General features: G+C 72.0%; 22 protein-coding genes. 19 read left to right on the plus strand and 3 right to left on the minus strand.

Annotated features, from left to right (window positions below):
- Positions 1-58: 58 nt before the first annotated feature.
- Together ACLQ2S_RS09675 and ACLQ2S_RS09680 are read left to right on the plus strand one after the other, a co-directional pair.
- Positions 59-526 carry an OsmC family protein gene (locus ACLQ2S_RS09675; RefSeq protein WP_425701541.1) on the plus strand — a complete coding sequence of 156 codons (468 nt, stop codon included), beginning with the start codon at positions 59-61 and terminating at the stop codon, positions 524-526.
- 53 nt (positions 527-579) lie between these two features.
- Positions 580-1,746, plus strand: a complete 1,167-nt coding sequence (locus tag ACLQ2S_RS09680) for a GNAT family N-acetyltransferase (RefSeq protein ID WP_425701542.1) — start codon at positions 580-582, stop codon at positions 1,744-1,746.
- A 50-nt stretch (positions 1,747-1,796) separates the two neighbouring features.
- Here ACLQ2S_RS09680 and ACLQ2S_RS09685 read toward each other — a convergent pair whose 3' ends face one another.
- The gene (locus ACLQ2S_RS09685; protein WP_425701543.1) at positions 1,797-2,507 is read right to left on the minus strand and encodes a hypothetical protein; all 711 of its coding nucleotides are present in this window, start codon (positions 2,505-2,507) and stop codon (positions 1,797-1,799) included.
- A gap of 72 nt (positions 2,508-2,579) precedes the next feature.
- A complete protein-coding gene (locus tag ACLQ2S_RS09690; RefSeq protein WP_425701544.1) occupies positions 2,580-3,041 on the minus strand; it encodes a peroxiredoxin in 462 nt (153 codons plus the stop codon).
- Positions 3,042-3,184: 143 nt separating this feature from the next.
- Here ACLQ2S_RS09690 and ACLQ2S_RS09695 point away from each other — a divergent pair, with 143 nt between their 5' ends.
- The 4 genes from ACLQ2S_RS09695 (at position 3,185) to ACLQ2S_RS09710 (ending at position 7,050) form a co-directional block, all read left to right on the plus strand.
- Positions 3,185-3,913 (plus strand): SDR family NAD(P)-dependent oxidoreductase, encoded by a 729-nt coding sequence (locus tag ACLQ2S_RS09695; protein WP_425701545.1) that lies wholly within the window; start codon positions 3,185-3,187, stop codon positions 3,911-3,913.
- 142 nt (positions 3,914-4,055) lie between these two features.
- Positions 4,056-4,844 (plus strand): hypothetical protein, encoded by a 789-nt coding sequence (locus ACLQ2S_RS09700; RefSeq protein ID WP_425701546.1) that lies wholly within the window; start codon positions 4,056-4,058, stop codon positions 4,842-4,844.
- 2 nt (positions 4,845-4,846) lie between these two features.
- Entirely contained in the window at positions 4,847-6,046 is a 1,200-nt protein-coding gene (locus ACLQ2S_RS09705) for an FAD-dependent oxidoreductase (protein WP_155216286.1), read from the plus strand.
- A gap of 83 nt (positions 6,047-6,129) precedes the next feature.
- Complete coding sequence (locus ACLQ2S_RS09710; RefSeq protein WP_309222943.1) at positions 6,130-7,050, plus strand: IclR family transcriptional regulator; 921 nt, start codon at positions 6,130-6,132, stop codon at positions 7,048-7,050.
- On the opposite strand, the gene ACLQ2S_RS09715 is transcribed toward ACLQ2S_RS09710, so the two are convergent.
- Positions 6,981-7,601: a cysteine hydrolase family protein gene (locus tag ACLQ2S_RS09715; RefSeq protein WP_155216283.1), complete on the minus strand. Its 621-nt coding sequence runs from the start codon at positions 7,599-7,601 to the stop codon at positions 6,981-6,983. The genes ACLQ2S_RS09710 and ACLQ2S_RS09715 overlap by 70 nt on opposite strands.
- A 172-nt stretch (positions 7,602-7,773) precedes the next feature.
- On the opposite strand from ACLQ2S_RS09715, the gene ACLQ2S_RS09720 reads away from it, so the two are divergent.
- The 13 genes from ACLQ2S_RS09720 (at position 7,774) to ACLQ2S_RS09780 (ending at position 22,432) form a co-directional block, all read left to right on the plus strand.
- Complete coding sequence (locus ACLQ2S_RS09720; protein WP_155216281.1) at positions 7,774-8,559, plus strand: ABC transporter ATP-binding protein; 786 nt, start codon at positions 7,774-7,776, stop codon at positions 8,557-8,559.
- 22 nt (positions 8,560-8,581) lie between these two features.
- Positions 8,582-9,454 carry an ABC transporter permease gene (locus tag ACLQ2S_RS09725; RefSeq protein WP_309222942.1) on the plus strand — a complete coding sequence of 291 codons (873 nt, stop codon included), beginning with the start codon at positions 8,582-8,584 and terminating at the stop codon, positions 9,452-9,454.
- 117 nt (positions 9,455-9,571) lie between these two features.
- Positions 9,572-10,645: an ABC transporter substrate-binding protein gene (locus ACLQ2S_RS09730; protein ID WP_155216279.1), complete on the plus strand. Its 1,074-nt coding sequence runs from the start codon at positions 9,572-9,574 to the stop codon at positions 10,643-10,645.
- Positions 10,642-12,372: a thiamine pyrophosphate-dependent enzyme gene (locus tag ACLQ2S_RS09735; protein ID WP_155216277.1), complete on the plus strand. Its 1,731-nt coding sequence runs from the start codon at positions 10,642-10,644 to the stop codon at positions 12,370-12,372. Before ACLQ2S_RS09730 ends, ACLQ2S_RS09735 begins: the two co-directional genes overlap by 4 nt.
- Positions 12,365-13,789, plus strand: coding sequence for an aldehyde dehydrogenase family protein (locus ACLQ2S_RS09740; protein WP_155216275.1), 1,425 nt, complete (start codon positions 12,365-12,367; stop codon positions 13,787-13,789). The genes ACLQ2S_RS09735 and ACLQ2S_RS09740 overlap by 8 nt, the downstream gene beginning before the upstream one ends.
- Entirely contained in the window at positions 13,776-15,020 is a 1,245-nt protein-coding gene (locus tag ACLQ2S_RS09745) for an MFS transporter (RefSeq protein WP_155216273.1), read from the plus strand. Before ACLQ2S_RS09740 ends, ACLQ2S_RS09745 begins: the two co-directional genes overlap by 14 nt.
- An 86-nt stretch (positions 15,021-15,106) precedes the next feature.
- Entirely contained in the window at positions 15,107-16,318 is a 1,212-nt protein-coding gene (locus tag ACLQ2S_RS09750) for a CaiB/BaiF CoA transferase family protein (protein WP_155216271.1), read from the plus strand.
- Positions 16,319-16,357: 39 nt separating this feature from the next.
- The gene (locus ACLQ2S_RS09755; RefSeq protein WP_155216818.1) at positions 16,358-17,209 is read left to right on the plus strand and encodes a cyclase family protein; all 852 of its coding nucleotides are present in this window, start codon (positions 16,358-16,360) and stop codon (positions 17,207-17,209) included.
- A complete protein-coding gene (locus ACLQ2S_RS09760) occupies positions 17,202-18,626 on the plus strand; it encodes an MmgE/PrpD family protein (protein ID WP_425701547.1) in 1,425 nt (474 codons plus the stop codon). The genes ACLQ2S_RS09755 and ACLQ2S_RS09760 overlap by 8 nt, the downstream gene beginning before the upstream one ends.
- Before the next feature lie 41 nt (positions 18,627-18,667).
- Positions 18,668-20,134, plus strand: a complete 1,467-nt coding sequence (locus ACLQ2S_RS09765; protein ID WP_155216266.1) for a dihydroorotase — start codon at positions 18,668-18,670, stop codon at positions 20,132-20,134.
- Positions 20,131-20,997: an HpcH/HpaI aldolase/citrate lyase family protein gene (locus ACLQ2S_RS09770; protein WP_309222941.1), complete on the plus strand. Its 867-nt coding sequence runs from the start codon at positions 20,131-20,133 to the stop codon at positions 20,995-20,997. The genes ACLQ2S_RS09765 and ACLQ2S_RS09770 overlap by 4 nt, the downstream gene beginning before the upstream one ends.
- A gap of 77 nt (positions 20,998-21,074) precedes the next feature.
- Positions 21,075-21,920: an FAD:protein FMN transferase gene (locus tag ACLQ2S_RS09775; RefSeq protein WP_155216264.1), complete on the plus strand. Its 846-nt coding sequence runs from the start codon at positions 21,075-21,077 to the stop codon at positions 21,918-21,920.
- Positions 21,917-22,432, plus strand: coding sequence for a flavin reductase family protein (locus ACLQ2S_RS09780; RefSeq protein ID WP_155216261.1), 516 nt, complete (start codon positions 21,917-21,919; stop codon positions 22,430-22,432). Before ACLQ2S_RS09775 ends, ACLQ2S_RS09780 begins: the two co-directional genes overlap by 4 nt.
- Positions 22,433-22,437 lie beyond the last annotated feature (5 nt).

A 22,437-nucleotide genomic window follows, 5' to 3' on the forward strand; every position in this document is an offset into this window, starting at 1 on the left:
CCCGGCTGACACGAATCGACGTCATGTCCGATCGACCCGACGAACCGAAAGAGTGACCATGGCCCGCGAGCACCACTACGCCACCACCGTGACCTGGACCGGCAACCTCGGCACCGGCACCAGCGGCTACCGCGACTACCGTCGCGAGCACGACGTCACCACCGACGGCCGACCGACGATCCAGGGCAGCTCCGATCCCACCTTCCGCGGTGACCCGACCCGCTGGAACCCTGAGCAGCTCCTGCTGGCCTCGCTGTCCCAGTGCCACATGCTCGCCTACCTGCACCTGTGTGCGGACAAGGGCGTCGTCGTCACCGACTACGTCGACCACGCCACCGCCACCATGACCACCGACCACACCGGGAACGGGCACTTCACCGAGGTGATGCTGCGGCCCCAGGTCACCGTCGCCGACCCGGCCAGCGTGGACATCGCCACCGCGTTGCACGACGACGCCCACCACACCTGCTTCATCGCCAACTCGGTGAACTTCCCGGTCCGCCACGACCCCGTCACCACCACCTGACCCACGCGATCAAACTCGGTGGACAGCAGTACCACGGCCGCTATCGTCGGCCGGTGCCCGACGTACGTGAACTCACCCCCGACGATCTGGACGACGCCTGGCAGCTCGGCCGGCTCGCCTTCGGCTACGACCCGCAACCGCCCCCACCACCGGCCACCACCGGCCGCACCGCCTACGGGGCCTTCGACCCGGCGGGACACCTCGTCGGCAAGGCCGTCGACCTGCACGACGAGCAGTGGTGGAGCGGACGCGTGGTACCCGCCGCGGACGTCGCCGGAGTCGCGGTCGCCGCCGAGGCGCGCGGCACCGGCGTCGGCCGTACGCTGCTGACCGCCCTGCTTCGCGGCGCCCGCGACCGGGGCGCCGCGGTCAGTGCGCTGTTTCCCACCACCACCGCCCCCTACCGCGCCTGTGGTTGGGAGGTCACCGGTCAGCTGCGCACCCTCGACCTGCCCACCGCGGGCCTGCCCCGACAGCGACGCGACCCGCAGCTGACCGTACGCGCGGGCACCCCCGCCGACCTGCCCGCCACCACCGAGCTGTACCGACGCGTCGCCTGTCACCGCAACGGCCTGCTCACCCGCACCCAGCGCCGGTTCACCGTCACCGACAAGCTGCCGTACGACGGGCTCACCCTCGTCGAACACGACGGTCACCTGGTCGGTTACGCCGGTTGGAACCGGGGACAAGGCTACGGACCGGACGCGGTGCTCACCGTCGAGGACATCCTCGCCACCACCGCCGCTGCCGCCCGAGCGCTCGTCGGCGTCCTCGCCAGCTGGTACAGCGTCGCCCCGACCCTGCGGCTGACCCTGCTGCCCGGCGACGCGGTCAGCACCCACCTGCCGTTGGAACGCACCCGCGAACACGAACGCCACGCCTGGATGCACCGGCCGGTCGACATCGTCCGGGCCGTACCGGCGCGTGGCTGGCCCGCGCACACCCGTGGCGAGGTCACCTTCGCCCTCACCGACGACCTCGCCGACTGGAACACCGGCACCTGGCAGCTCACCGTCGCCGACGGCCACGCCGACCTGCGCCGCAGCACCGCCGAGGCCGACCTGCACCTGACCGTACGCGGCTTCGCCCGCCTCTACACCGGCACCGCCACCGCCCGCGCGCTGGCCGAAACCGGGCTGCTGCACCACAGCACACCCGACCCGAGCGCACTGGACCTGCTCGCCGCCGGACCCACCGCCCACCTGATCGACTACTTCTGACCATGGCGTGGCCCGACCACGGCGACGATGGTCGGGCCACCGTCGCCGGGTCAGCTCGCTTCGCGCAACTCCGCCAGCCGGGCCTCGATCTCGGCCAGCTCGGCCCGCAACTTCTCCGCCTGGCGCTCGGCCTCGGACCGCTCGGCGGCCAGGATCTGCTCCACCGCCTCGTGCACCCCCGGCACGTCGACCAGCGCCACCATCCGCAGCGCCTCGGCCGGCTTGAGCACGTACGGCTTGGCCAACACCTTGCCACCCTGCTGCGCGGCCACGGTCCACTCGCCGTCGGCGTAGGCCAACGTGACCGTCAGTCCCGCCGGCCCCTTCGGCTTCGCCGCCTTGACCGCCCGCCGCGCGGGCTTCACCTCCGCCTTCGGCTCCACCGTCTCCACCTTCGGTTCCTCCCGACTCGGTTGCTCCTGCGGCCGAGGCTGCGGCACCCGGTCCAACACGAACTCCGGCTCCGCCACCTGCGGCTCGGTCGGGGCCGACTCCACTTTCGACTCCGCCGGTCGACGACCCGCGCCCTTGGGCGCGATCGCCACGTCGGCGGGGGAGAAGGGCAACTCGTCGCGCCCGAACCGCACCACCACGAACTCGTCGGAGGTGGCCGGATCGGTCAGCTCCACGACCTGGCCCAGCTGACCGGCGATCTGACCGGCCGACGCCGTGAACACCACCTTCGGCTTACGCCCGGCGGCCAACGCCTCCCGGATGCCGCGTACCTCGTCCTCGGACAGTCCCTGACCAGCGGCACCCATCGCCCTACCCCATTTCTCGTACACGTGTTCAGCCGCCTGCTTTGATACCAGCCGCCGGCGACAACCCGAAGATCAGCCCCCCAACGCCCGCAACGCCCGGTCGGCGTGCTCGTTCATGTTCAGCTCGCTGCGCACCACCTCGACGACCCGCCGGTCGGTGCCGATCACGAACGTCATCCGCCGCGTGCTCAACGGCCCCAGTGGCAGCCGCCGCCGCACGCCGAACCGGTCCGCCACCGCACCGTCCGGGTCGGACAGCAGCGGGTAGTCGAACCTGTGCTGCCGGGAGAACTCCGCCTGGCGCTGTACCGAGTCCCGGCTGATGCCGACCCGCTGTGCCCCGACGGCCGCGAACTCCGCCGCCAGGTCCCGGAAGTGGCAGCTCTCCGCGGTGCATCCCCGCGTCATCGCGGCCGGGTAGAAGAACAGCACCACCGGCCCGTTCGCCAGGAACTCCGTCAGCCGCCGTGGCCGTCCCGTCTCGTCCGGCAACTCGAAGTCCTCGACCAGGTCCCCGACACCAACACCCGCCATGCCCGCTCCTTCATCGACACCGTCGATCAGGCAGCGTATGCCACGCCCGGTCGGCGGCCGTGTCCTCGCCCACACTCGGCTTCCGTCGCCGTCGGCGACCCCGGTAGCGTCCGCGACACCGACACGGGTCAGGGGGATGGTCGATGGCACCGGTCACCGTCATCACCGGCGGCGGACGCGGCATCGGCGCGGCCACCGCGCGGCGGCTGGCCCACGCGGGCCACCATCTCGTCCTGGGCTACCGCCGCGACCACGCCGCCGCCGACGCCGTCGTGGCCGAGCTGCGCGCCACCGGGGTACGCGCCGTCGCGGTGCCCGCCGACACCCGCGACCCCGACCAGGTCGCCGCCCTGTTCGACGCCGCCGGGGAACTCGGCCCGCTCACCGGCCTGGTCAACAACGCCGGCGTCACCAGCCCGATCGGCCCGCTCGTCGAGTTGCGGCTGGACGACCTGCGCGAGGTGGTCGACGTCAACCTGGTCGGTTATCTGCTCTGCGCCCAGCAGGCCGCCCGCAGGTTGACCTCCGGCGGCGCCATCGTCAACATCTCCTCGGTCGCCGCCACCCTCGGCAGTCCCGGCGAGTACGTCCACTACGCCGCGGTCAAGGCGGGCACCGACGCGCTCACCGTGGGCCTGGCCAAGGAACTGGCCCCGCGTGGTATCCGGGTCAACGGTGTGGCCCCGGGCATCATCCGGACCGACATCCACGCCCTGTCCGGGCAGCCGGACCGGCCGGAGCGGGCCGCCGGCCGGATTCCGCTGGGCCGTCCCGGTGAGCCGGACGAGGTGGCGGCCGCCGTGGCGTGGCTGCTCGGCCCGGACGCCTCCTACACCACCGGCGCGGTGTTGCGCGTCGGCGGCGGTCTCTGAACCGCCCGCTCCCGCTCCCCGCCATCCCCACTGACGTGCGCGGACCCGCCCGTCGGTTGGGTTGACCACGTCCCACCACACCCCCTATCGTTCCAGTACGTCGAACGGCGTACGGCTCAGTCGAACAGTTGATGGGGGTGTCGTGGTCGATACCGCTCTGGGTGTCATCGTCCCGCCGGCCAATCCGACCGTCGAGCCCGAACTGCGCCGCCTGCTGCCACCCCGGCTGCGCTACCACGTGGCCCGCCTGCCGGTCGTCGACGGGTCACTCGCACACCGTTTGGACCGGTACGCCGACCTGCTCGCCGAGACCGCCGCCACCCTACGCGGACTGGGCCTGCACGCCACCTACGTCGCCTGCACCGGCTGCTACTACCGGCCCCGACACCACGACGCCGCACACCTCGACCGCAGCGCCGCCGACCAGCTCGGCAGCCCGGTCTTCGGTGCCGCGAGCGCCGTCGGGCAGGTGCTCGACCGGCTCGCCGTACGGTCGCTGACGCTGGTCTCGCCGTACCCGGACTGGCTCACCGAACAGGCGGCGGCGTTCTGGCGGACGACCGGCCGTACGGTCACCGAGGTGGTGGCCGTACCCGGCACCGGCGCCATCTACGACCTCACCTCGACCACCGTCGGCGACACCGTGCAGCGCGTCCTGGCCGCGCTCGACGCGAGCGCCGCCGACGGCCACGCGGTCCTGCTGACCGGCACCGGCGCACCGAGCCTCGACGTGCTCGACCAGGTGGTGCCCCAGGCGTCCGTGCCGGTGCTCTCCTCGAACCTGGCCGGTGCCTGGCAGTTGCTGCACACCGCCGGGGCCGCACACCTGGCGGCGCAGTCGCCGAGCCCGGCGCTGCGGCACCTGGCCGCCACCGTGGCCGAACCCGCCACGACGCAGATCGCCGGCGGTCCCGCCGGCGGGAAGGAGTGAACGTGCCGCCAAGCCATTCGGTCGAGGCACCGGTCGTCGTCCTCGGCGGCGGCCCGGTGGGCATGGTGACCGCCCTCGCGCTGGCCCGACACGACATCCCCGTGGTCGTCCTGGAACAGGGCCACGACGAGGTGCGCTCGGAGTGGCGCGGCTCGACCGTGCACCCGCCGACGCTCGAACTGCTCGACGAACTGGACCTGGCCGCGCCGGTGCTCAAGGAGGCCGTCCGGGTCCGCCGACTGGACTACCGCGACCTGGAGCTGACCGAGTCGGCGTGTTTCTCCTACGACCTGCTGGAGGGGGAGACCCGCTACCCGTTCCGCTGCCAGTACGAGCAGTACAAGCTGGTCCGGCAGTTGCGTCGCGCGGTCGCCGAGACGCCGAACGTGGACCTGCGGTTCGGGCACGAGGTGGTCGGGCTGCGCCAGGACGACACCCGGGTCGAGCTGGAGGTGGCCGTCGACGGTGAGCGGCGGAGCGTGGCGTGCCGGTGGGCGGTGGCCGCCGACGGGGCGCACAGCATCGCCCGCAAGCTGCTCGACGTGCCGTTCCCCGGCTTCACGTACCCGTCGCTGAGCCTGGTGGTGGCCACGCCGTTCCGGTTCGAGGAGGCGGTGCCCGATCTGGGCGAGGTCGGCTACTGGTCCGGCCCCCGTGGCCGGTTCTCGCTGATCCGCACCCCGGACATCTGGCGGGCCGCGCTGTCCACCACCACCGGGGTCGACGACGAACCACCGACCGGCATCCACCCGGACTTCCTGGCCGCCGTGGAGCTGCTGCTGAAGTCACCGACCCCGCCGGAGGGGCTACTGCCGCTGCACCAGCACCAGATGTACCGCAGCCACCAGCGGTTGGCCGACTCCTTCCGGATCGGTCGGGTCCTGCTGGCCGGCGACGCCGCCCACCTGAGCAGCACCACCGGCGGCATGGGACTGAACTCCGGCATCCACGACGCGATGGCCGTGGCCGCCGCGTTGGCCGAGTCCGACCAGGACACCGCGACCACCGCGTACGCGCAACGGCGGCGTTCGATCGCCGAGCGCTTCGTCCAGCCGGCCACCACCGAGAACCGCACCTCGGCGGACGCGGTGGACCTGGCCGGACGCCGGGAACGGTTGCTGCGGTTGCGAGCCGTCGCCGAGGACGCCGAGCAGGCCCGTGCGTACCTGCGGCGGGTCAGTATGCTCGGGATCCAGCACTAGGCGACGCATGCCGGTGCCCACCCGCGAAGTGCCGCCCGACGGCACGCACGAGAGGTCACGGTCGAATGGAGTCAGCGGTGCCGGTGAGTGAGCCAACGGACGGCCACCGTTACACCGCGAGCGGCCTGGGACGCGCGCTCGCCGTGATCGACCTGCTCGCCGAACGCAGCCCGGAGATGGTCGGTGTGTCCACCGTCGCGCGGGACCTGAGCCTGCCCAAGGCGGTGGCCCACCGCATCCTCAAGGAGCTGACCGCCAACCAGTTCGTCACCTTCGACGAGGGCACCCGGCGGTACCGGCTGGGGCCGGGCGCGCTGGCCGCGGGCCTGGCCGCGCTGCGCGCCGTCGACGTGCAGGCCACCACCAACCGGCACATGCGACGGCTGGTGGAGATCACCGGTGAGACGGCGACGCTGTCGATGCGGCAGGGTTGGGTGCGCGTCTACACCGACCAGGTGCTCTCCCCGCACGAGATCCGGATGTCGGTCACGCTCGGCTCCCGGCACTCCCTGGTCGCCGGCTCGTCGTCCAAGGCGATCCTGGCGGCGCTGCCCGACGCCGAGGTGGCCGAGTACCTGAACACGCACGAGTTGGTGTCGGTGACGCCGGCGACCATCACCTCGATCGAGCGGCTCTGGGAGGACCTGCGCACGGTGCGTCGGCAGGGCTACGCGGTCAGCCGGGGGGAGCGGCAGGCGGGAGCGGCGAGCGTGGCGGCGGCCATCCGGCTCGCCTCCGGCGAGGTCTACGGGTCGTTGTCGCTGTGCGGCCCGCAGGACCGCTTCTCGTCACGGTTGCTGGCCGAGTACGGCGAACTGGTGGCCGACGCGGCCCGTCAGGTCAGCGCCGAGCTGGGCTACCAGCCCGCCGTGGGACAGGGCGACGGCGCACCGGCGGAGACCGTGCCACCGGTGCGCCGTCGCGGTGCCCGCCGTCAGCCCACCGCCTCGACGGCCGACCAGGCCGACAGGAGCGCGGTCGAGGTCGTGGCCTCGCAGAAGTAGAAACCGAGGTTGCGGATCGCCGGCTCGGCCAGGTCCGGGCGGGTCCAGCCGAGCATGTCCGTCGGCAGGGTGACGGCCAGGTCGGCCATGTACGCCTCGCGTACGGTCGAGTCGACGCAGACGTTGGCCGCCGTGCCGACCACCACCACGTGGTCGCGTTCGTGTGCCCGCAACATGTTGTGCAGGGGTGTGCCGACGAAGGCGCTGTAGCGCGTCTTCTCCAGGTGGCAGTCGCCCGGCGCGGGACGCAGCCCGTCGGCGAGTTCGGCCCCCCAGGAGCCCGCCGCGCACACGCTGAGCGGGCTGCGGCCCATCGCCTCGGCGCGGGCCCGCCGGGCCGGTGAGACGAGCTGGCCGTGGGCGGCCTGTCGGACCCAGACGATGAGGCAACCGGCGGCCCTGGCCGGGTCGAGGAAGCCTGGTAGCCGGCGGGCCAGGGCGGCGTTGACCTCGACGTCGGCACCGAGCGCCGCCATCGCTCCAGCCGGGGAGCAGAAGTCGTTCTGCATGTCGATGACCAGCACCGCAGTCCGCTTCGGTGGATAGTTCATGACGTTTCCTCCCGAATTGGGGGATTGATCCTAATCGATGATATGAAGTCGGGTCCTACAGGCCATTGACCTTGCCGGAGACCATAGCTTACGTTCGCACCAACAGAACGGCGTACTGCACAAGCGAACAATCTCGCGGTTAACGCGGGCCGGTCGGTGACAGGGGTAGCCCATGAGTGCGATCAAAGTGGAGGGCGTCAGCAAGGTCTTCGCCGGCGCCGGCGGGCAGTCGATGCTCGCGCTGAGCGATGTCTCGCTCGACATCGCCGACGGTGAGTTCGTCGTGCTGCTCGGACCCTCCGGCTGCGGAAAGACCACCCTGCTGCGCATCATCGGCCAGCTGGAGAGCCCCACCGTCGGTCGGGTGAGCCTGGACCACGGCAACAACGGCGACCGCCCCCTGGGGTTCGTCTTCCAGGAGGCCACCCTGATGCCCTGGCGGTCCACCGCCGCCAACGTGGCCCTGCCGCTGGAGATGGCCGGCGTACCCCGCCGGGAACGCACCGAGCGGGTCCGCGAGATGCTCGAACTGGTCGGCCTGCCGGAGACCGAGGGCAAGTACCCGCACCAACTGTCCGGCGGTATGCGTCAGCGGGTCTCCATCGCCCGGGCGTTGGCGCACGACCCGCAGGTGTTGCTCATGGACGAACCGTTCGGCGCGCTCGACGCGCAGACCCGCGACATGATGAACGCCGAGCTGCAACGCATCTGGCTGGAGAACCGCAAGACGGTCGTCTTCGTGACCCACTCCGTCTCCGAGGCGGTCTTCCTCGCCGACCGCATCGTGATGCTGGGGACCAAGCCCGGCCACATCCACTCCATCACCGAGGTGACGCTGCCCCGGCCGCGCACCGTCGACATGACCGAGTCCGCCGAGTTCCGCCATCTCGCCGCCGAGCTGCGTCGCCAGATCGGCGCGGTGCAGGACACCGACAACCGATCCGCCGTCTCGGCCTGACCGTACCTCGAGGTGCCGCACAGTGACTGCCACTAAAGAGCGCCGCCCGGCGTCGACACCATCCACCGACGAGCTGCTGCGGCCCCCGCCACCGACCTGGTCGCAGCGACTCCGCAACAACCGCTGGCTGTCCTTCTACACCAGCCCTCTGCTGATCGCGTTGTTCCTCGTGGCGTGGAAGATCTACGTCGAGGTCACCGATCTGTCCCGGTTCGTGCTGCCGCCACCGGAGGCGGTGTTCAAGGCGTTCGCCGCGCAGATCACCGACCCGTTCGTCTGGCAGACCCACATCTGGACGACCTTCTACGAGGTCATGATGGGTCTGGCGCTGGCGATCGTGCTGGGCGTCGGGCTCGGTCTGATGATCGGCAAGTCGCCGCTGTTCGACCGGATCGTCCGACCGTTCATCGTCGGCACCCAGGTGGTGCCGAAGGTCGCCCTGGTACCGCTGTTCATCCTCTGGCTCGGCTTCGGCCCCTCGTCCAAGGTGGTCATCGCCGCGCTGCTGGCCTTCTTCCCCCTGCTGATCAACACCTCGTTCGGCGTCCGCTCGGTGCCGGGCTCCATGCACGACCTGATGACGACGCTCAAGGCGTCCCGGTGGGAACGGTTCTGGCGGGCCGACCTGCCGTACACGATGCCGTTCATCCTCGCCGGCATGGAACTGGCGGTCGTCCAGGCGACCATCGGCGCGATCGTCGGTGAGTACCTCGGCGGCGACCAGGGCCTCGGCCGCTACGCGGTCAACCTGCAGAACAACCTCCAGGTCGACAAGCTGTTCGGCGCCATCCTCATCATGGCGTTGTTCGGGTTCACCCTCTACAGCATCGTCACCGGCGCCCGCCGGTTGCTGATCCCCTGGCACGAATCCGTGCAGCCGCGCCGCCGACCCTGACGGGCGGCCCGGCCCCCCTGCCACAACCCCACACACGACCTGGTCGGTGCCGCGTCGCGGCACTGGCGGACCCCTCCTTGCCCTCATCCGTCCGTTACTCACCCCCGGGAGTCTTCCGTGACACGTAACCCCTCCAACGGCGCGCCGGTCTCCCGGCGCTCACTGCTCCGGCTCGGTGCCACCGCGGGTCTGCTGCTGCCCAGCGCCGGCGGCATGACCCTGATGCTCAGCGGCTGCGGCAGCGACGACGACCAGGTCAACGCCGACGGCAGCCTCTCCGGCTCGTACATGACCGCCTCCGGCATGACGTTGAGCTTCGTGGAGACGATGGTCGCCAAGGAGCGCGGCTTCTTCGCCGAGCACGGCCTCAACCTCGACATCAAGGGCGGGCAGGGCACCGCCACCGCCATCCAGGCGGTGCTCGGCGGCTCGGCCGACCTCACCCGCGCCAACGGCATCAACGCGATCATCGCGGTGGCCAACGAGGACGCCCCGTTCGTCAGCATCGCCAGCGTGCGGCAGAAGTCGCAGTTCGAGGTGGTGTCGCTGCCCGACGACCCGATCCGTAACCCGGCCCAGCTCGCCGGACGCACCTGCGGCATCGTCTCCACCGGCGGCGCCACCGAGAACCTGCTCGACGTCATGCTGATCAACGCGGGCATCGACCCCAAGTCGGTGAAGCGGCCGGTCACCGGCGTCGGCACCGCCGCGTACGAGTTGGCGCGCCGGGGCGAGGTCGACGCCTGGGTCTGCGTGAACACCGACCGGGCCACCATCCAGAAGGAGATCGGCGAGGTCGTCTTCTTCAGCACCGACGAGTACGCCCCGATGCCCTCGGACTCGTACAACACCAGCCTCAAGATGGTCGAGTCGGACAGTGACATGCCGGTGCGCTTCCTCGCCGGGGTGCTCAAGGCCATCGACTACGCCAGCAAGGAGGAGAACTGGGGTCAGGTCATCGACGACCTGCGTAAGTACAACCCGGAGGCGGACCCGGAGCAGGCTCGTGCCGAGCTGCCGCTGCTGGTGGAGAGCTGGCTCGCCGCCGGCCCGGAGAACGCCCTGCAGATGAACGAGCAGACCTGGCTGTCCGGTCAGGAGAGCCTGGTCAAGGCCAAGCTGGTCAACTCCGCCGCGCCGATCGAGAAGCTGATCTACCCGGACTACCTCGCCCGCGCGAGGGAGCTGTGACGGCCGACCCGGCCGCCGTGGGTGGGGCCGCCGCGATCCTGGCGGCGGCCTCGGCCAGCGGCGTACGGCGGCTCTGGTTCACCAGCGGCTCCGAGCTGACCTCCTTCCAGGAGGCCAACGCCCAGGCCCGGCACAAGGGCGAGCCGACCCCGGAGATCGTCACCTGCCCACACGAGCACGTCGCGTTGACCGCGGCGATGGGCGAGACCATGGTCTCGGGTGGACCGTCCATGACCGCCGCCCACGCCGACCTCGGACTGCTGCACCACGGCGGCGCGATCCACAACGCGATGTGGGGCGACCACCCCATCATGATCATGTCGGGGTATCCGCCGACCCGTGAGCAGTCGCGCACCTCACCGGTGTTCTGGAAACAGCAACGCTGGGACCAGGGCGCGATCGTGCGCCAGTACGTCAAGTGGGACTACAAGCTGTCCGCGCTCGACGACGCCGGTCTGGTCGTGGCGCGCGGCCTGCAGGTCGCCCTGGCCCCCCGGTGTGGCCCCGTCTACCTGGCGATGCCCGAGGAGGTGGGTCGTCACCCGGTGCCCGGCCGCGACCGGGTGCCCAGCGCGCAGGCGCTCGGGGTGCCGACCCTCGGCCCGGGTGACCCGGGCGTGGTCAGCGAGGTGGCCCGCCGCCTGCGGACCGCCCGGCGACCGGTCGTGGTCACCGACCGGGTCGGCGTGAACCCCCGCGCGGTGCAGCTGCTCGCCGAACTCGCCGACACCCTGGGCGTGGAGGTACGCGCCTCCCGCTACCGGGTGAACCTGCCCGACGACAACCCGTGGCACGCCACGGCGCCGCTGGACCAGTACGACGTCGTCGTCGTGCTCGACCATCCGGTGCCGTGGATGCCGGCCGTGGAGAAGCCGAGCGACGAGGCGTGGATCGGCTGGGTCGGCCCCGACCCGATCGAGAGCCGGGTCCCGCTGTACGAGTTGCGGGCCGACGCCCGCACCACCGCCGACCCGGCGATGTTCCTGGAGGCGCTGCTGGGCGAGGTCGGCTCCGGTGACGCCGACGCGGTCCGGCAGCGTCGGCAGCGGCCACCGGGGGTCGGCGACAGACGGCACACCGCCGGCCCGGCACCGGCCGGCGGTGTGCCCACCCCCGCGCTGATCGCGGCGGCGCTGGACGCGCACCTGCACCCCGACGATCTGCTCACCTGGGAGGTGTTCGACACCACGGCGGTGCGTCGCACGAAGCCGGGCACCCTGTTCGAGAAGGGTGGCTCCAGCCTCGGCTGGTCGGTCGCGGCGGCCACCGGCGCCAGTATGGCCGCCGGTGGCGCGCACGCGGTCGCGGTGACCGGCGACGGCTCCTACCTGTTCGGCTCACCGGACTCGTGCCTGTGGTTGCAGCAGCAGCACGACGCGCCGGTGGTCACCGTCGTGGTGAACAACGGTGGCTACCGCACCGGCACCACCACCCTGGCGGCGCACTATCCGGACGGGCTGGCCGTCGCCGAGCCCACGGTGATCGGCGGCCACCTCACCCCGTCGCCGGACTTCGCCGCGCACGCCCGCGCGCAGGGCTGCTACGGCGAGCGGGTGGTACGCGCCGCCGACCTGTCCGCCGCCCTGGACCGGGCCCGCACCGCGGTCCAGCGCGACCGGGTACCGGCCGTGCTGGACGTCTGGGTGCCCGAACACCTCACCGGGTCGATGGACCCGGGCCGCCGGGCGCGCACCCCGGCCACCGACGAAGGGACGAGTGATGGCTGAGGTCGTCTCCCCGATCGACGCCCGGGTGTTGGCCCGGGTGGCACCGGCCACGCCGGAGGAGGTGCACGCCGCGGTCCGCGCGGCGCGCTCCGCCCAACCGGCCTGGGCCCGCCGCACCGGCGGTGAACGCGGCCGGATCCTGCACGCGGTCGCCGACCTCATCGAGGCCGCCGTGGAGGAACTGGCCGAGATCGAGACCCGCAACACCGGCAAGATCCTCAGCGACACCCGGCGGGAGGTGCGTCGGGCGGCCGGCAGCTTCCGCTACTACGCCGGCTGGGCCGAGCAGGTACGCGGTGAGACGATCCCGGTCAGCGCCGACTACCACACCTACACGGTGCCGGAGCCGCACGGTGTGGTGGCCGGGGTCATCCCGTGGAACGTGCCGTTCTTCTTCGCCGCCAAGAAGATCGCTCCGGCGCTCGCCTTCGGCAACGCCTGCCTGCTCAAGCCGGCGGAGGAGACCCCGCTGACCGCGCTGCGGCTGGCCGGGCTGCTGGCCGCCGCGGGCGTACCCGAGGATCTGGTGCGGGTGTTGCCGGGCGGCCGGGAGACCGGCGCGGCGCTGGTGTCGCATCCGGACGTGGACCTGATCGTGTTCACCGGTCACCACGACACCGGCAAGGCGATCGCCCGCGCGGCGGCGGAGCACCTGACCCCGGTCGCCCTGGAGTTGGGGGGCAAGTCGCCGCAGGTCGTCTTCGGCGACGCCGACCTGGACCGGGCGGTCGACGCGGTGGTGCTGGGTGTCTTCGCCTCCTGCGGCCAGATGTGCATCGCCGGTTCCCGGCTGGTGGTGCACGAGTCGGTCTACGACGAGGTCCTGGACCGGGTGGCGGAGCGGGTACGCCGGTTGCGTGTGGGTGACCCGTTCGACCAGGACACCGACCTGGGTCCGCAGATCACCTCGGCGCAGCGGGACAAGACGGCGCAGTTCATCGCCGAGTCCCGGGACGCCGGTCGGCTGGTCGCGCAGGCCGCCCTGCCGGACGACGAGCGGCTGCGGGACGGCTTCTACGTGCCGCCGACGGTGTTCGACCGGTTGGACGCGCAGGCGCGGCTGCTGCGGGAGGAGGTCTTCGGCCCGGTGTTGGCGGTGTCGTCGTTCCGCGACGACGCCGAGGCGCTGCGGCTGGCCGACGACACCGACTTCGGGCTCGCCGCCGGGGTGTGGACCGCCGACATCGCCCGGGCACACCGTTTCGCCGGGCAGGTACGCGCCGGCACGGTGTGGATCAACACGTACCGGGTGTTGTCGGATCTGGTGCCCTTCGGTGGGGTGGGTCTGTCCGGGTACGGGCGGGAGAACGGCACCGAGGCGGCCCGCCTGTACCTGCGTCCGAAGTCGGTGTGGACGTCGCTGGCCGCCGGCACGCCGCAGGGGTACGGCCTGGGTGGTGCGGGTGCGGCAGGCTGACCGCCCGCCCGACACGCCGGTCGAGGAGGCCGGTCGCGGTGCGCTCGCGTTGCTGCGGGACCGCCGTTTCGGCCCGTACTTCTTCGGGTCGCTGGCCTCCAACACCGGCACCTGGTTCCAGAACGTCGCGGCGATCCTGACCATCTTCGCGTTGACCCGCTCCGCCTTCATGGTGGGGCTGGTCACCGCGTTGCAGTTCGCGATGCAGTTGGTGCTGGCTCCGGTGATCGGGGCGGTGGCCGACCGGGTCGACCGACGGTTGCTGATCATCGTCGGGCAGACGGTGGGTGGGACCGCCGCCGCGGTGCTCGCGGTCCTGGCGTTGCTGGACACGCTCAACGCGCCGCTGCTGCTGACGTTCGTGGGACTGTCCGGTGTGGGTCAGGCGGTCACCGGTCCGGCGGCCCAGGCGTTGGTGCCGAACATCGTCGGACGCGCCGACGTGCCGCAGGCCATCGCGTTGCACTCGCTGACGTTCAACCTGTCCCGCGCGATCGGTCCGGTGGCCGGGGCGGCCACGTACGCGGTGGCCGGCGCCGGTGCCGCGTTCGCCGTCAACGCCGCCAGTTTCCTGGTGTTCGCGCTGGCGTTGGCGGGTGTGCGGCTGCCCCGCACCCGGCCCGCGGACGGTCGGCGGGGCCGACTGGGGGTGCTCGGCGGCGTCGCCTACGTCCGGCACCGTCCGGTGCTGGTGCGCTGTCTGGTGGCGGTGGCGCTGATCGGGTTGGCGATGGAGCCGATCAACACCCTGTCGCCGTTGTTCGCCGAGGGTTTCGGCGGCGGTGAGCTGATGGTGGGCATCTTCATCACCTGTTTCGGGCTCGGGTCGGCGTTGGTCGCCGGTTGGGTCGGCAGGTTGCGGCGGCTGATGGGCAGTGGTCGTACCGGCGCGGTCGGGGTGGCCGCGCTCGGCGTCGGGATGGCGGTGTTGGCGGCCAGTCCGGGGCCGGTGGTGGCCACGGTGGGCATCGCCGTCGGCGGGGCGGGTTACCTGCTGGCGGTCAGCGACGTCAACGCCACCATGCAGCAGGGCCTGGCCGACGCGGTGCGGGGCCGGGTGATGGCGCTGTGGTCGATGTGTTTCCTGGGCATCCGTCCGGCGGCGGCGATCCTGCACGGCTGGCTGGGTGACGCCTTCTCCGCGCGGACCGGCGCGCTCGTGGCGGTGGTGGCCTCGGTGGCCGCCGCGCTGGTGCTGCGCGGTCGACGGGCCGCGCGGATGGGCAGGTGACGGTCTGCGTACCTGCGTTGACCTCGCACCAGAGAACAAACTATTCTGCTGAGCGAAACACCGTTCGCATGATGCGAACGAAATGAATGGGGGCTCCCGTGCACGACGGACCGCTGACCGGCCTGCGCGTCATCGACGCCTCGACGATCCTGGCCGGCCCGCTGTGCTGCCAGATCCTCGGCGACTTCGGTGCCGACGTCATCAAGGTCGAACACCCCGTCGCCGGGGACAGCATGCGCGGACACGGCCACGCCAAGGACGGCGTACCGCTGTGGTGGAAGGAGATCTCCCGCAACAAGCGCACGCTCGGTCTCAAGCTGTCCACACCGGAAGGCGCCGACCTGCTGTGCCGTCTGGCCGCCACCGCCGACGTGCTGGTGGAGAACTTCCGCCCCGGCACCCTGGAACGGTGGGGGATCGGCCCCGACAAGCTCCTGGAGATCAACCCGGCGCTGGTGATCGTCCGCATCTCCGGCTTCGGCCAACAGGGCCCCTACGCGCACCGGCCCGGCTTCGGCACCCTCGCCGAGGCGATGAGCGGCTTCGCCCACCTCACCGGCGACGAGAACGGCCCTCCGACCCTGCCGGCGTTCGGCCTGGCCGACAGCATCTGCGGCATCGCCGCCTCCTCGGCCACCATGGTCGCGCTGTGGGCCCGCGAGAAGAACGGCGGCAAGGGACAGGTCGTCGACCTCAGCCTGCTCGAACCGATCATGATGGCGGTCGGTCCCGGACCCACCGTCTACGACCAGCTCGGCGTGATCGGCCACCGCCACGGCAACCGTTCCACCAACAACGCCCCCCGCAACACCTACCGCACCCGCGACGGCTCCTGGGTGGCCATCTCCACCAGCGCCCAGTCCATCGCCGAACGGGTGCTGCGTCTCGTCGGACATCCCGAGGTCGTCGACGAACCGTGGTTCGCCTCCGGACGCGAGCGTGCCGAACACGCCGACCTGCTCGACTCCTACGTCGGCGGGTGGATCGCCGAACGCACCCGCGAGGAGGTCATCCGGGCCTTCGACGCCGCCGGCGCCGCCGTCGCCCCCGTCTACGACGCCCGCGACATCGTCACCGACGAACACGTCCGCGCCGCCGAGATGCTCGTCGACGTCCCCGACCCCGACCTCGGTCGGGTCCTGATGCACAACGTCCTGTGGCGGATGTCCGAGAACCCCGGTCGGATCCGCTTCACCGGCCGGGCCCTCGGCGCCGACACCGACGATCTCCTCGTCAACGAACTCGGCTGCACCCCCACCACCGTCGCCGACCTGCGCTCCCGGGAGATCGTGGCCTGACGGCCCGCACCACCAAAGGTAAGGAATGCCGTGACCACCATGAACACCACCACCAGCCCGACGAGCCGGACGCAGACGCTGCTGGCCGCCCTCTCCGCCGGAACCCGGGTGTACGACCTGGGTCGCCGGCTGAGCATCGGCATGCCCCAGTCGCCGAACCATCCGCCGTTCTGGCACGCCCTGCCGCGTCGGCACGGCGACGCGGTCCGCGCCGACGGCGGCTCCGCCGCCAACGACATCATCACCATGGGCACCCACGTCGGCACCCACATCGACGCCTTCTCCCACGTCTCCCACGACGGTCGCCTCCACGACGGCTCCGACGCCGCCGCCGCCGGACGCGGTGGACGCTTCACCGAACTGGGCGCCCACACCATCGCCCCGATGGTGCGCCGTGGAGTGCTGCTCGACGTGCCGGCCGCCCTCGGCACCCCCGACGGCTGCCCGGCGGGCTACGAGATCACCCCGCAGGACCTGACCCGCACCGTCGACCGGCAGGGCACCCCGCTGAACCCGGGCGACGTGGCGCTGATCCGCAGCGGCTGGGGACGCCACTTCGACGACCCGGACCGCACCCGCTTCGTCGGGCACCACACCGGCGTACCCGGCGTCGGTGAGGCCGGCGCCACCTGGCTGGCCGACCAGCGGGTCCACGCCGCCGGGGCGGACACCATCGCCTTCGAGTGCCTGCGTCCCGGCGCCGGACACAGCGTCCTGCCCGCACACCGGGTGCTGCTGGTCGAACGCGGCGTCTACATCATCGAGACGATGGCGCTGGAGGAACTGGCCGCCGCCGCAGTGCACGAGTTCCTGTTCGTGCTCTCACCGCTGGCCATCTTCGGGGCCACCGGCTCGCCGGTACGCCCGCTGGCGGTGGTCGTCGATGAGTGAACCGACCCTCGCCGAACAGCTCGCCGCGTTCGCCGACCACGCCCGCACCGAGGCCCTGCCCGACCCGGTCGCCACCAGCGTGCGCCAGCGGGTCCTGGACATCCTCGGCCTGTGCGTCGCCGCGCACCGGCTACCGACCAGCCAGGCGGCCCTGGCCCACGTCGCCGACCAGGGTGGACGCGCCCAGGCTTACGTCGTCGGGCTGCCCGACGCGGTGCCCGCGGCGCAGGCCGCGTTCGGCAACGGCGTGCTGGCCCACTCCCTCGACTACGACGACACCCACCTGCCCTCGGTGCTGCACCCCAGCGCCGCGGTGGTGCCGGCCGCCCTGGCCGCCGCGCAGGCCGCCGGCGCCGACGGCGTCGCGCTCACCACCGCCGTCGCGGTCGGCATCGAGGTCACCGTCCGGCTGGGCATGGCCGGCTACGACCCGACGCTGAACAACTCGGTGTTCTTCGAACACGGCCAGCACGCCACCTCCATCTGCGGGGCGATGGGCGCCGCCGTGGCCGCCGGGATGCTGACCGGCCTGGACGCCGACGGCCTGCGCGACGTGCTCGGCGTGACCGCCTCGATGGCCGCCGGGGTGATCGAGGCCAACCGCACCGGCGGCACCGTCAAACGGCTGCACTGCGGCTGGGCCGCGCACAGCGCCGTCACCGCCGCCGACCTGGTGCGGCGCGGCTTCACCGGGCCACCGACCGTGCTGGAGGGCCGGTTCGGCTTCTTCACCGCCTTCCTGCGCGGCGAGGCCGACCACGACCAGGTCACCGACGGCCTCGGTCGACGGTGGACGGTGCCGGACATCTTCTTCAAGCCGTACCCGGCCAACCACTTCACCCACGCCGCCATCGACGCCGGTCTGGCGCTGCGCGCGCAGGGCGTGCCGGTCGACCGGATCGACCACATCGAACTGCGGGTACCCGCCGCGGTGATCCGCACCATCGGACAGCCCATCGACACCAAACGCACCCCGGAAACCGGCTACCAGGCCCAGTTCAGCGGCCCGTACGCGGTGGTCGCCGGGCTGCTCGGCGGCGGTGGACTGGGCCTCGGCCTGGGCGACTTCACCGACGAGTTGGCCCGCGACCCGGCACGCCGGGCCCTGATGGCCCGGGTGGACGTGGTCCCCGACGACGAGTGCAACAAGATCTTCCCCTACCAGTTCCCGGCCGTGGTGTCGGTACGCACCGACGACGGCCGGACGTGGCGCGAAGAGGTCCTGACCAACCGTGGTGGCCCGCAACGACCCCTGTCCGACGCGGAACTGGCGATGAAGTTCCGCGACAACGTCGCCGGTCGCCTCGACCCGCACACCGCCGACGAGACGGTCGCCGCGGTCCTCGGCCTCGCCGACGTCACCGACGTGGCCGACCTGATGCGCCCGTTGACCCGACTGCGGACCGCCACCGACTGACCCGCCCACGACCCGTCGCCCGCCGACCTCAGGAGCCCATCATGCAACCCTTCGATCTCGTAGTGCGCAACGTCCGCGTGGTGCGACACGACCAGGCGGAGCCGTCGACGCTGGACATCGGCGTACGCGACGGCCGGGTGGCCCGGCTCGCCCCGAACATCCCCGCCACCGACGCGACCACCGTCGTCGACGGCGGCGGCAAGCTCGCCTTCCCCGGCGTCGTCGACGCCCACCAGCACTGGGGCATCTACCACCCGCTCGCCGAGGACACCAGCACCGAGAGCCGCGCCTGCGCGCAGGGCGGTGTCACCTCCGCCATCAACTACATCCGCACCGGCCAGTACTACCTCAACCGGGGCGGACCCTACGGCGAGTTCTTCCCCGAGGTACTTGCCGCCACCGACCAGAGCTCCTACGTCGACTACGCCTTCCACGTGGCGCCGATGACCACCGAGCACATCGACGAGATCCCCGACCTGGTCCGCGAACACGGCATCACCTCGTTCAAGATCTTCATGTTCTACGGTGGCCACGGCCTGCACGGACGCTCCAGCGACCAGAGCTCCTTCCTGATGATCCCGCCCGACGCCCGCTACGACTACGCGCACTTCGAGTTCGTCATGCGCGGCGTGCAGGCCGCCCGCGAACAGTTCCCCGAACTGGCCGACCAGATCTCCCTGTCGCTGCACTGCGAGACCGCGGAGATCATGTCTGCGTACACCCGGATGGTCGAACAGGACGGCTCGCTGACCGGCCTGGCCGCCTACAGCGCCTCCCGCCCACCACACTCCGAAGGGCTGGCGGTCAGCATCGCCGCCTACCTGGCGCACGAGACCGGCCTGCCCACCATCAACCTGCTGCACCTGTCCTCGGCCAAGGCCGTCGACGCGGCGATCCGCATGGCCCGGGCGTTCCCGCACGTCGACTTCCGCCGCGAGGTCACCATCGGCCACCTGCTGGCCGACATCGACACCGCCTACGGCCTCGGCGGCAAGGTCAACCCGCCGTTGCGCCCCCGCGAGGACGTCGAGGCGCTCTGGGCCCACCTGCTCGACGGCCAACTCGACTGGGTCGTCAGCGACCACGCCTGCTGCCGCGCCGAGGTCAAGTTCGGCGACCCCGCCGACGACATCTTCGTCGCCAAGTCCGGCTTCGGCGGCGCCGAGTACCTGCTGCCCGGCCTGATCAGCGAGGGCGCCAAACGTGGCCTGTCCTACGCCCGGGTCGCCGAGCTGACCTCGTGGGCACCGGCCCGCCGCTTCGGCCTGGCCACCAAGGGCGCCATCGCCGAGGGCCTGGACGCCGACTTCTGCCTGGTCGAGGACGACCACACCTGGACGGTACGCGCCGACGATTCGCTCTCGACCCAGGAGTACACGCCGTTCGAGGGCATGGAGCTGACCGCCCGGGTCACCGACACGTTCCTGCGCGGCGAGCAGATCCTGCGCGACGGCACCGTCGTCGGCCAGCCACGCGGCCGGTACCTGTCCCGCCCGACGCGCCCGTGACCGCCTCCGTCACGGCCGCCCGCAGCTACCTCTACGTGCCGGGGGACCAGCCGGACAAACTTGCCCGGGCGGCGAGCCGCGGCGCCGACGCCTGCATCCTCGACCTGGAGGACGCGGTCGCGGCGGCGAACAAGCCCGCCGCCCGGGACACCGTCGCCACGTTCCTCGCCGACGCGCCCACCGGCTGCCAATGGTGGGTACGCGTCAACGCCGACACCCCGGACGTCGACATCACCGCGGTGGCCGGCGCGCACCTGACCGGCGTGGTGGTACCCAAGGCCGACGTCGACCTGCTGGCGCGGGTGGACCGCCTGCTCGGCGACGCCGAACGCGCCCACCGGCTACCGGCCGGTGCGCTGGTGGTGTTCGCCCTGCTGGAAACCGCCGGCGGGGTGTGGCGCGCCGACGCCGTGGCCGCCGCCGGCCGGGTGGTGCGCCTCGGCCTGGGCGAGGCCGACCTGGCCGCCGAACTGCGCCTGCAACCCGGACCGGACAAGGCCGAACTGTGGCCGCTGCGATCCCGTGTGGTGCTCGCCGCGGCCGCCGCCGGTCTCGCCCCACCGGTCGGCCCGACCGAGACGACCCTGCGCGACCCGGACCGGCTGGAGCAGACCAGCCGCCTGTTGCTGCGGCAGGGCTTCCGAGGCCGCACCGCGATCCACCCCGCCCAGGTGCCGGTGGTCAACCGGGTGTTCGCGCCGACCGACGAGGAGGTGGCCGCCGCCCGCGACGTCGTCGACCGGCTGGCCGACGCCGAACGGCACGGTTCCGGCGTGGCGGTCACCGGCGACGGCCGGTTCATCGACGCGGCGGTCGCGCGCAGCGCCCGGGAGATCCTCGACCGGGCCGCCGTGGACGGCTGACCAGCCAGGCGGCGCCCTCCCACCGCTAAACATGATAATGTTTAGCATGTTAGTGCTGGTGGTGAAGGGAGGTACCCATGACCGTCGCCGCCACCCTGCACCGCCACACCTGCCAGGTCTTCACCTGCGAGGTGACCCTCGCCAGCCACGGACCACCCCGCACACCGTTCGCCGAGGTGGAACGCCGACTGGCCGACCTGGACCGACGCTTCTCCCGCTTCCGCCCCGACAGCGAACTGTCCCGCCTCAACGCCGCCGCCGGCCGCTGGCACGACATCTCCACCGACCTGCACGCCCTGCTCCGCCACGCCCTCGACGTGGCCACCGCCAGCGACGACCTGGTCAACGTGGCGGTCCTGCCCCGGCTACGCGCCGCCGGCTACACCCACTCCTGGGCCACCGGCACCCCACCCACCCCACCGACGACCGCCCCACCGGCACCGGTGCCACCACTGCACACCGTGCTGCGGCTGCGCCCGCACGCCGCCCGACTCGCCCCCGGACACCACATCGACCTCGGTGCCCTCGCCAAAGGACGCTGGGCCGACGACGTGACCACCTGGCTCGGACCCAACTCCGCCGCCAGCATCGGGGGAGACGTGGCCTGCCGCGGCCCCGGCCCCCACGGCGACGGCTGGCCCATCGGCCTACCCGACGGCCACACCCTGCTGGTACGCGACGGCGGCGTCGCCACCAGCGGCACCGGCAAACGACGCTGGGGCACCGACTGCCACCACCTCATCGACCCCCGCACCGGACACCCCGCCACCTCCGACATCACCCAGGCCACCGTCCTGGCCCGCACCGGCACCAGCGCCGACTGGATCGCCACCGCCATCGTCGTCGGCGGCCAACCAGCAGCCGACCGACTCGCCACCCGCACCGACGTCCACCACCTCTGGCTGACCGGGACACCCCGATGACCCACACCGGCACCGACCGCCTGGTCGAAACCGCCCGCTTCCGCGCCGCCTACCGACAGGTCCCCGCCGCCGTGGCGGTCCTGCTCGTACCCGGCGGACCAGCCGGCATCACCGGCCTCACCTGCACCTCCGCCACCTCACTGTCCGGCAGCCCACCCATGGCCATGCTCGCCGTCGACCACAAGACCAACCTCGCACCACTGGCCCAGAAGGCCGGCCACTTCAGCATCAACTACCTCGCCGCCGACCGCGCCGGATGGGCACGAGCCTTCGCCGGCCGCAACCGACACCTCGACGACCTCGCCGCCGCCGTCGTACCCGGCCACACCCGCGTACCCACCCTCGCCACCGGCACCACCGCCGTCCTCGAATGCCGCACCACCGCCGTACACCCCGGCGGAGACCACTGGATCCTCTGCGGCGAGGTCCTCCACGCCCGCGCCCAACCAGACGCGCCACCCCTGCTCTACCTCAACGGCCGCTACGGCACCTTCCACCCCCACGACCACTGACGCCC

It is taken from the genome of Micromonospora sp. DT48 (assembly GCF_049844495.1).
GTDB lineage: Bacteria > Actinomycetota > Actinomycetes > Mycobacteriales > Micromonosporaceae > Micromonospora.

Excerpts from the sequence above, each read along its gene's own strand:
- ACLQ2S_RS09715 (WP_155216283.1), bottom strand. The coding sequence starts at position 7,601 with ATGAACTATCCACCGAAGCGGACTGCGGTGCTGGTCATCGACATGCAG.
- ACLQ2S_RS09780 (WP_155216261.1), top strand. The coding sequence starts at position 21,917 with ATGACCCACACCGGCACCGACCGCCTGGTCGAAACCGCCCGCTTCCGC.
- ACLQ2S_RS09695 (WP_425701545.1), top strand. The coding sequence starts at position 3,185 with ATGGCACCGGTCACCGTCATCACCGGCGGCGGACGCGGCATCGGCGCG.
- ACLQ2S_RS09755 (WP_155216818.1), top strand. The coding sequence starts at position 16,358 with ATGAACACCACCACCAGCCCGACGAGCCGGACGCAGACGCTGCTGGCC.
- ACLQ2S_RS09675 (WP_425701541.1), top strand. The coding sequence starts at position 59 with ATGGCCCGCGAGCACCACTACGCCACCACCGTGACCTGGACCGGCAAC.
- ACLQ2S_RS09775 (WP_155216264.1), top strand. The coding sequence starts at position 21,075 with ATGACCGTCGCCGCCACCCTGCACCGCCACACCTGCCAGGTCTTCACC.
- ACLQ2S_RS09685 (WP_425701543.1), bottom strand. The coding sequence starts at position 2,507 with ATGGGTGCCGCTGGTCAGGGACTGTCCGAGGACGAGGTACGCGGCATC.
- ACLQ2S_RS09690 (WP_425701544.1), bottom strand. The coding sequence starts at position 3,041 with ATGGCGGGTGTTGGTGTCGGGGACCTGGTCGAGGACTTCGAGTTGCCG.
- ACLQ2S_RS09750 (WP_155216271.1), top strand. The coding sequence starts at position 15,107 with ATGGGGGCTCCCGTGCACGACGGACCGCTGACCGGCCTGCGCGTCATC.
- ACLQ2S_RS09740 (WP_155216275.1), top strand. The coding sequence starts at position 12,365 with ATGGCTGAGGTCGTCTCCCCGATCGACGCCCGGGTGTTGGCCCGGGTG.
- ACLQ2S_RS09765 (WP_155216266.1), top strand. The coding sequence starts at position 18,668 with ATGCAACCCTTCGATCTCGTAGTGCGCAACGTCCGCGTGGTGCGACAC.
- ACLQ2S_RS09720 (WP_155216281.1), top strand. The coding sequence starts at position 7,774 with ATGAGTGCGATCAAAGTGGAGGGCGTCAGCAAGGTCTTCGCCGGCGCC.
- ACLQ2S_RS09760 (WP_425701547.1), top strand. The coding sequence starts at position 17,202 with ATGAGTGAACCGACCCTCGCCGAACAGCTCGCCGCGTTCGCCGACCAC.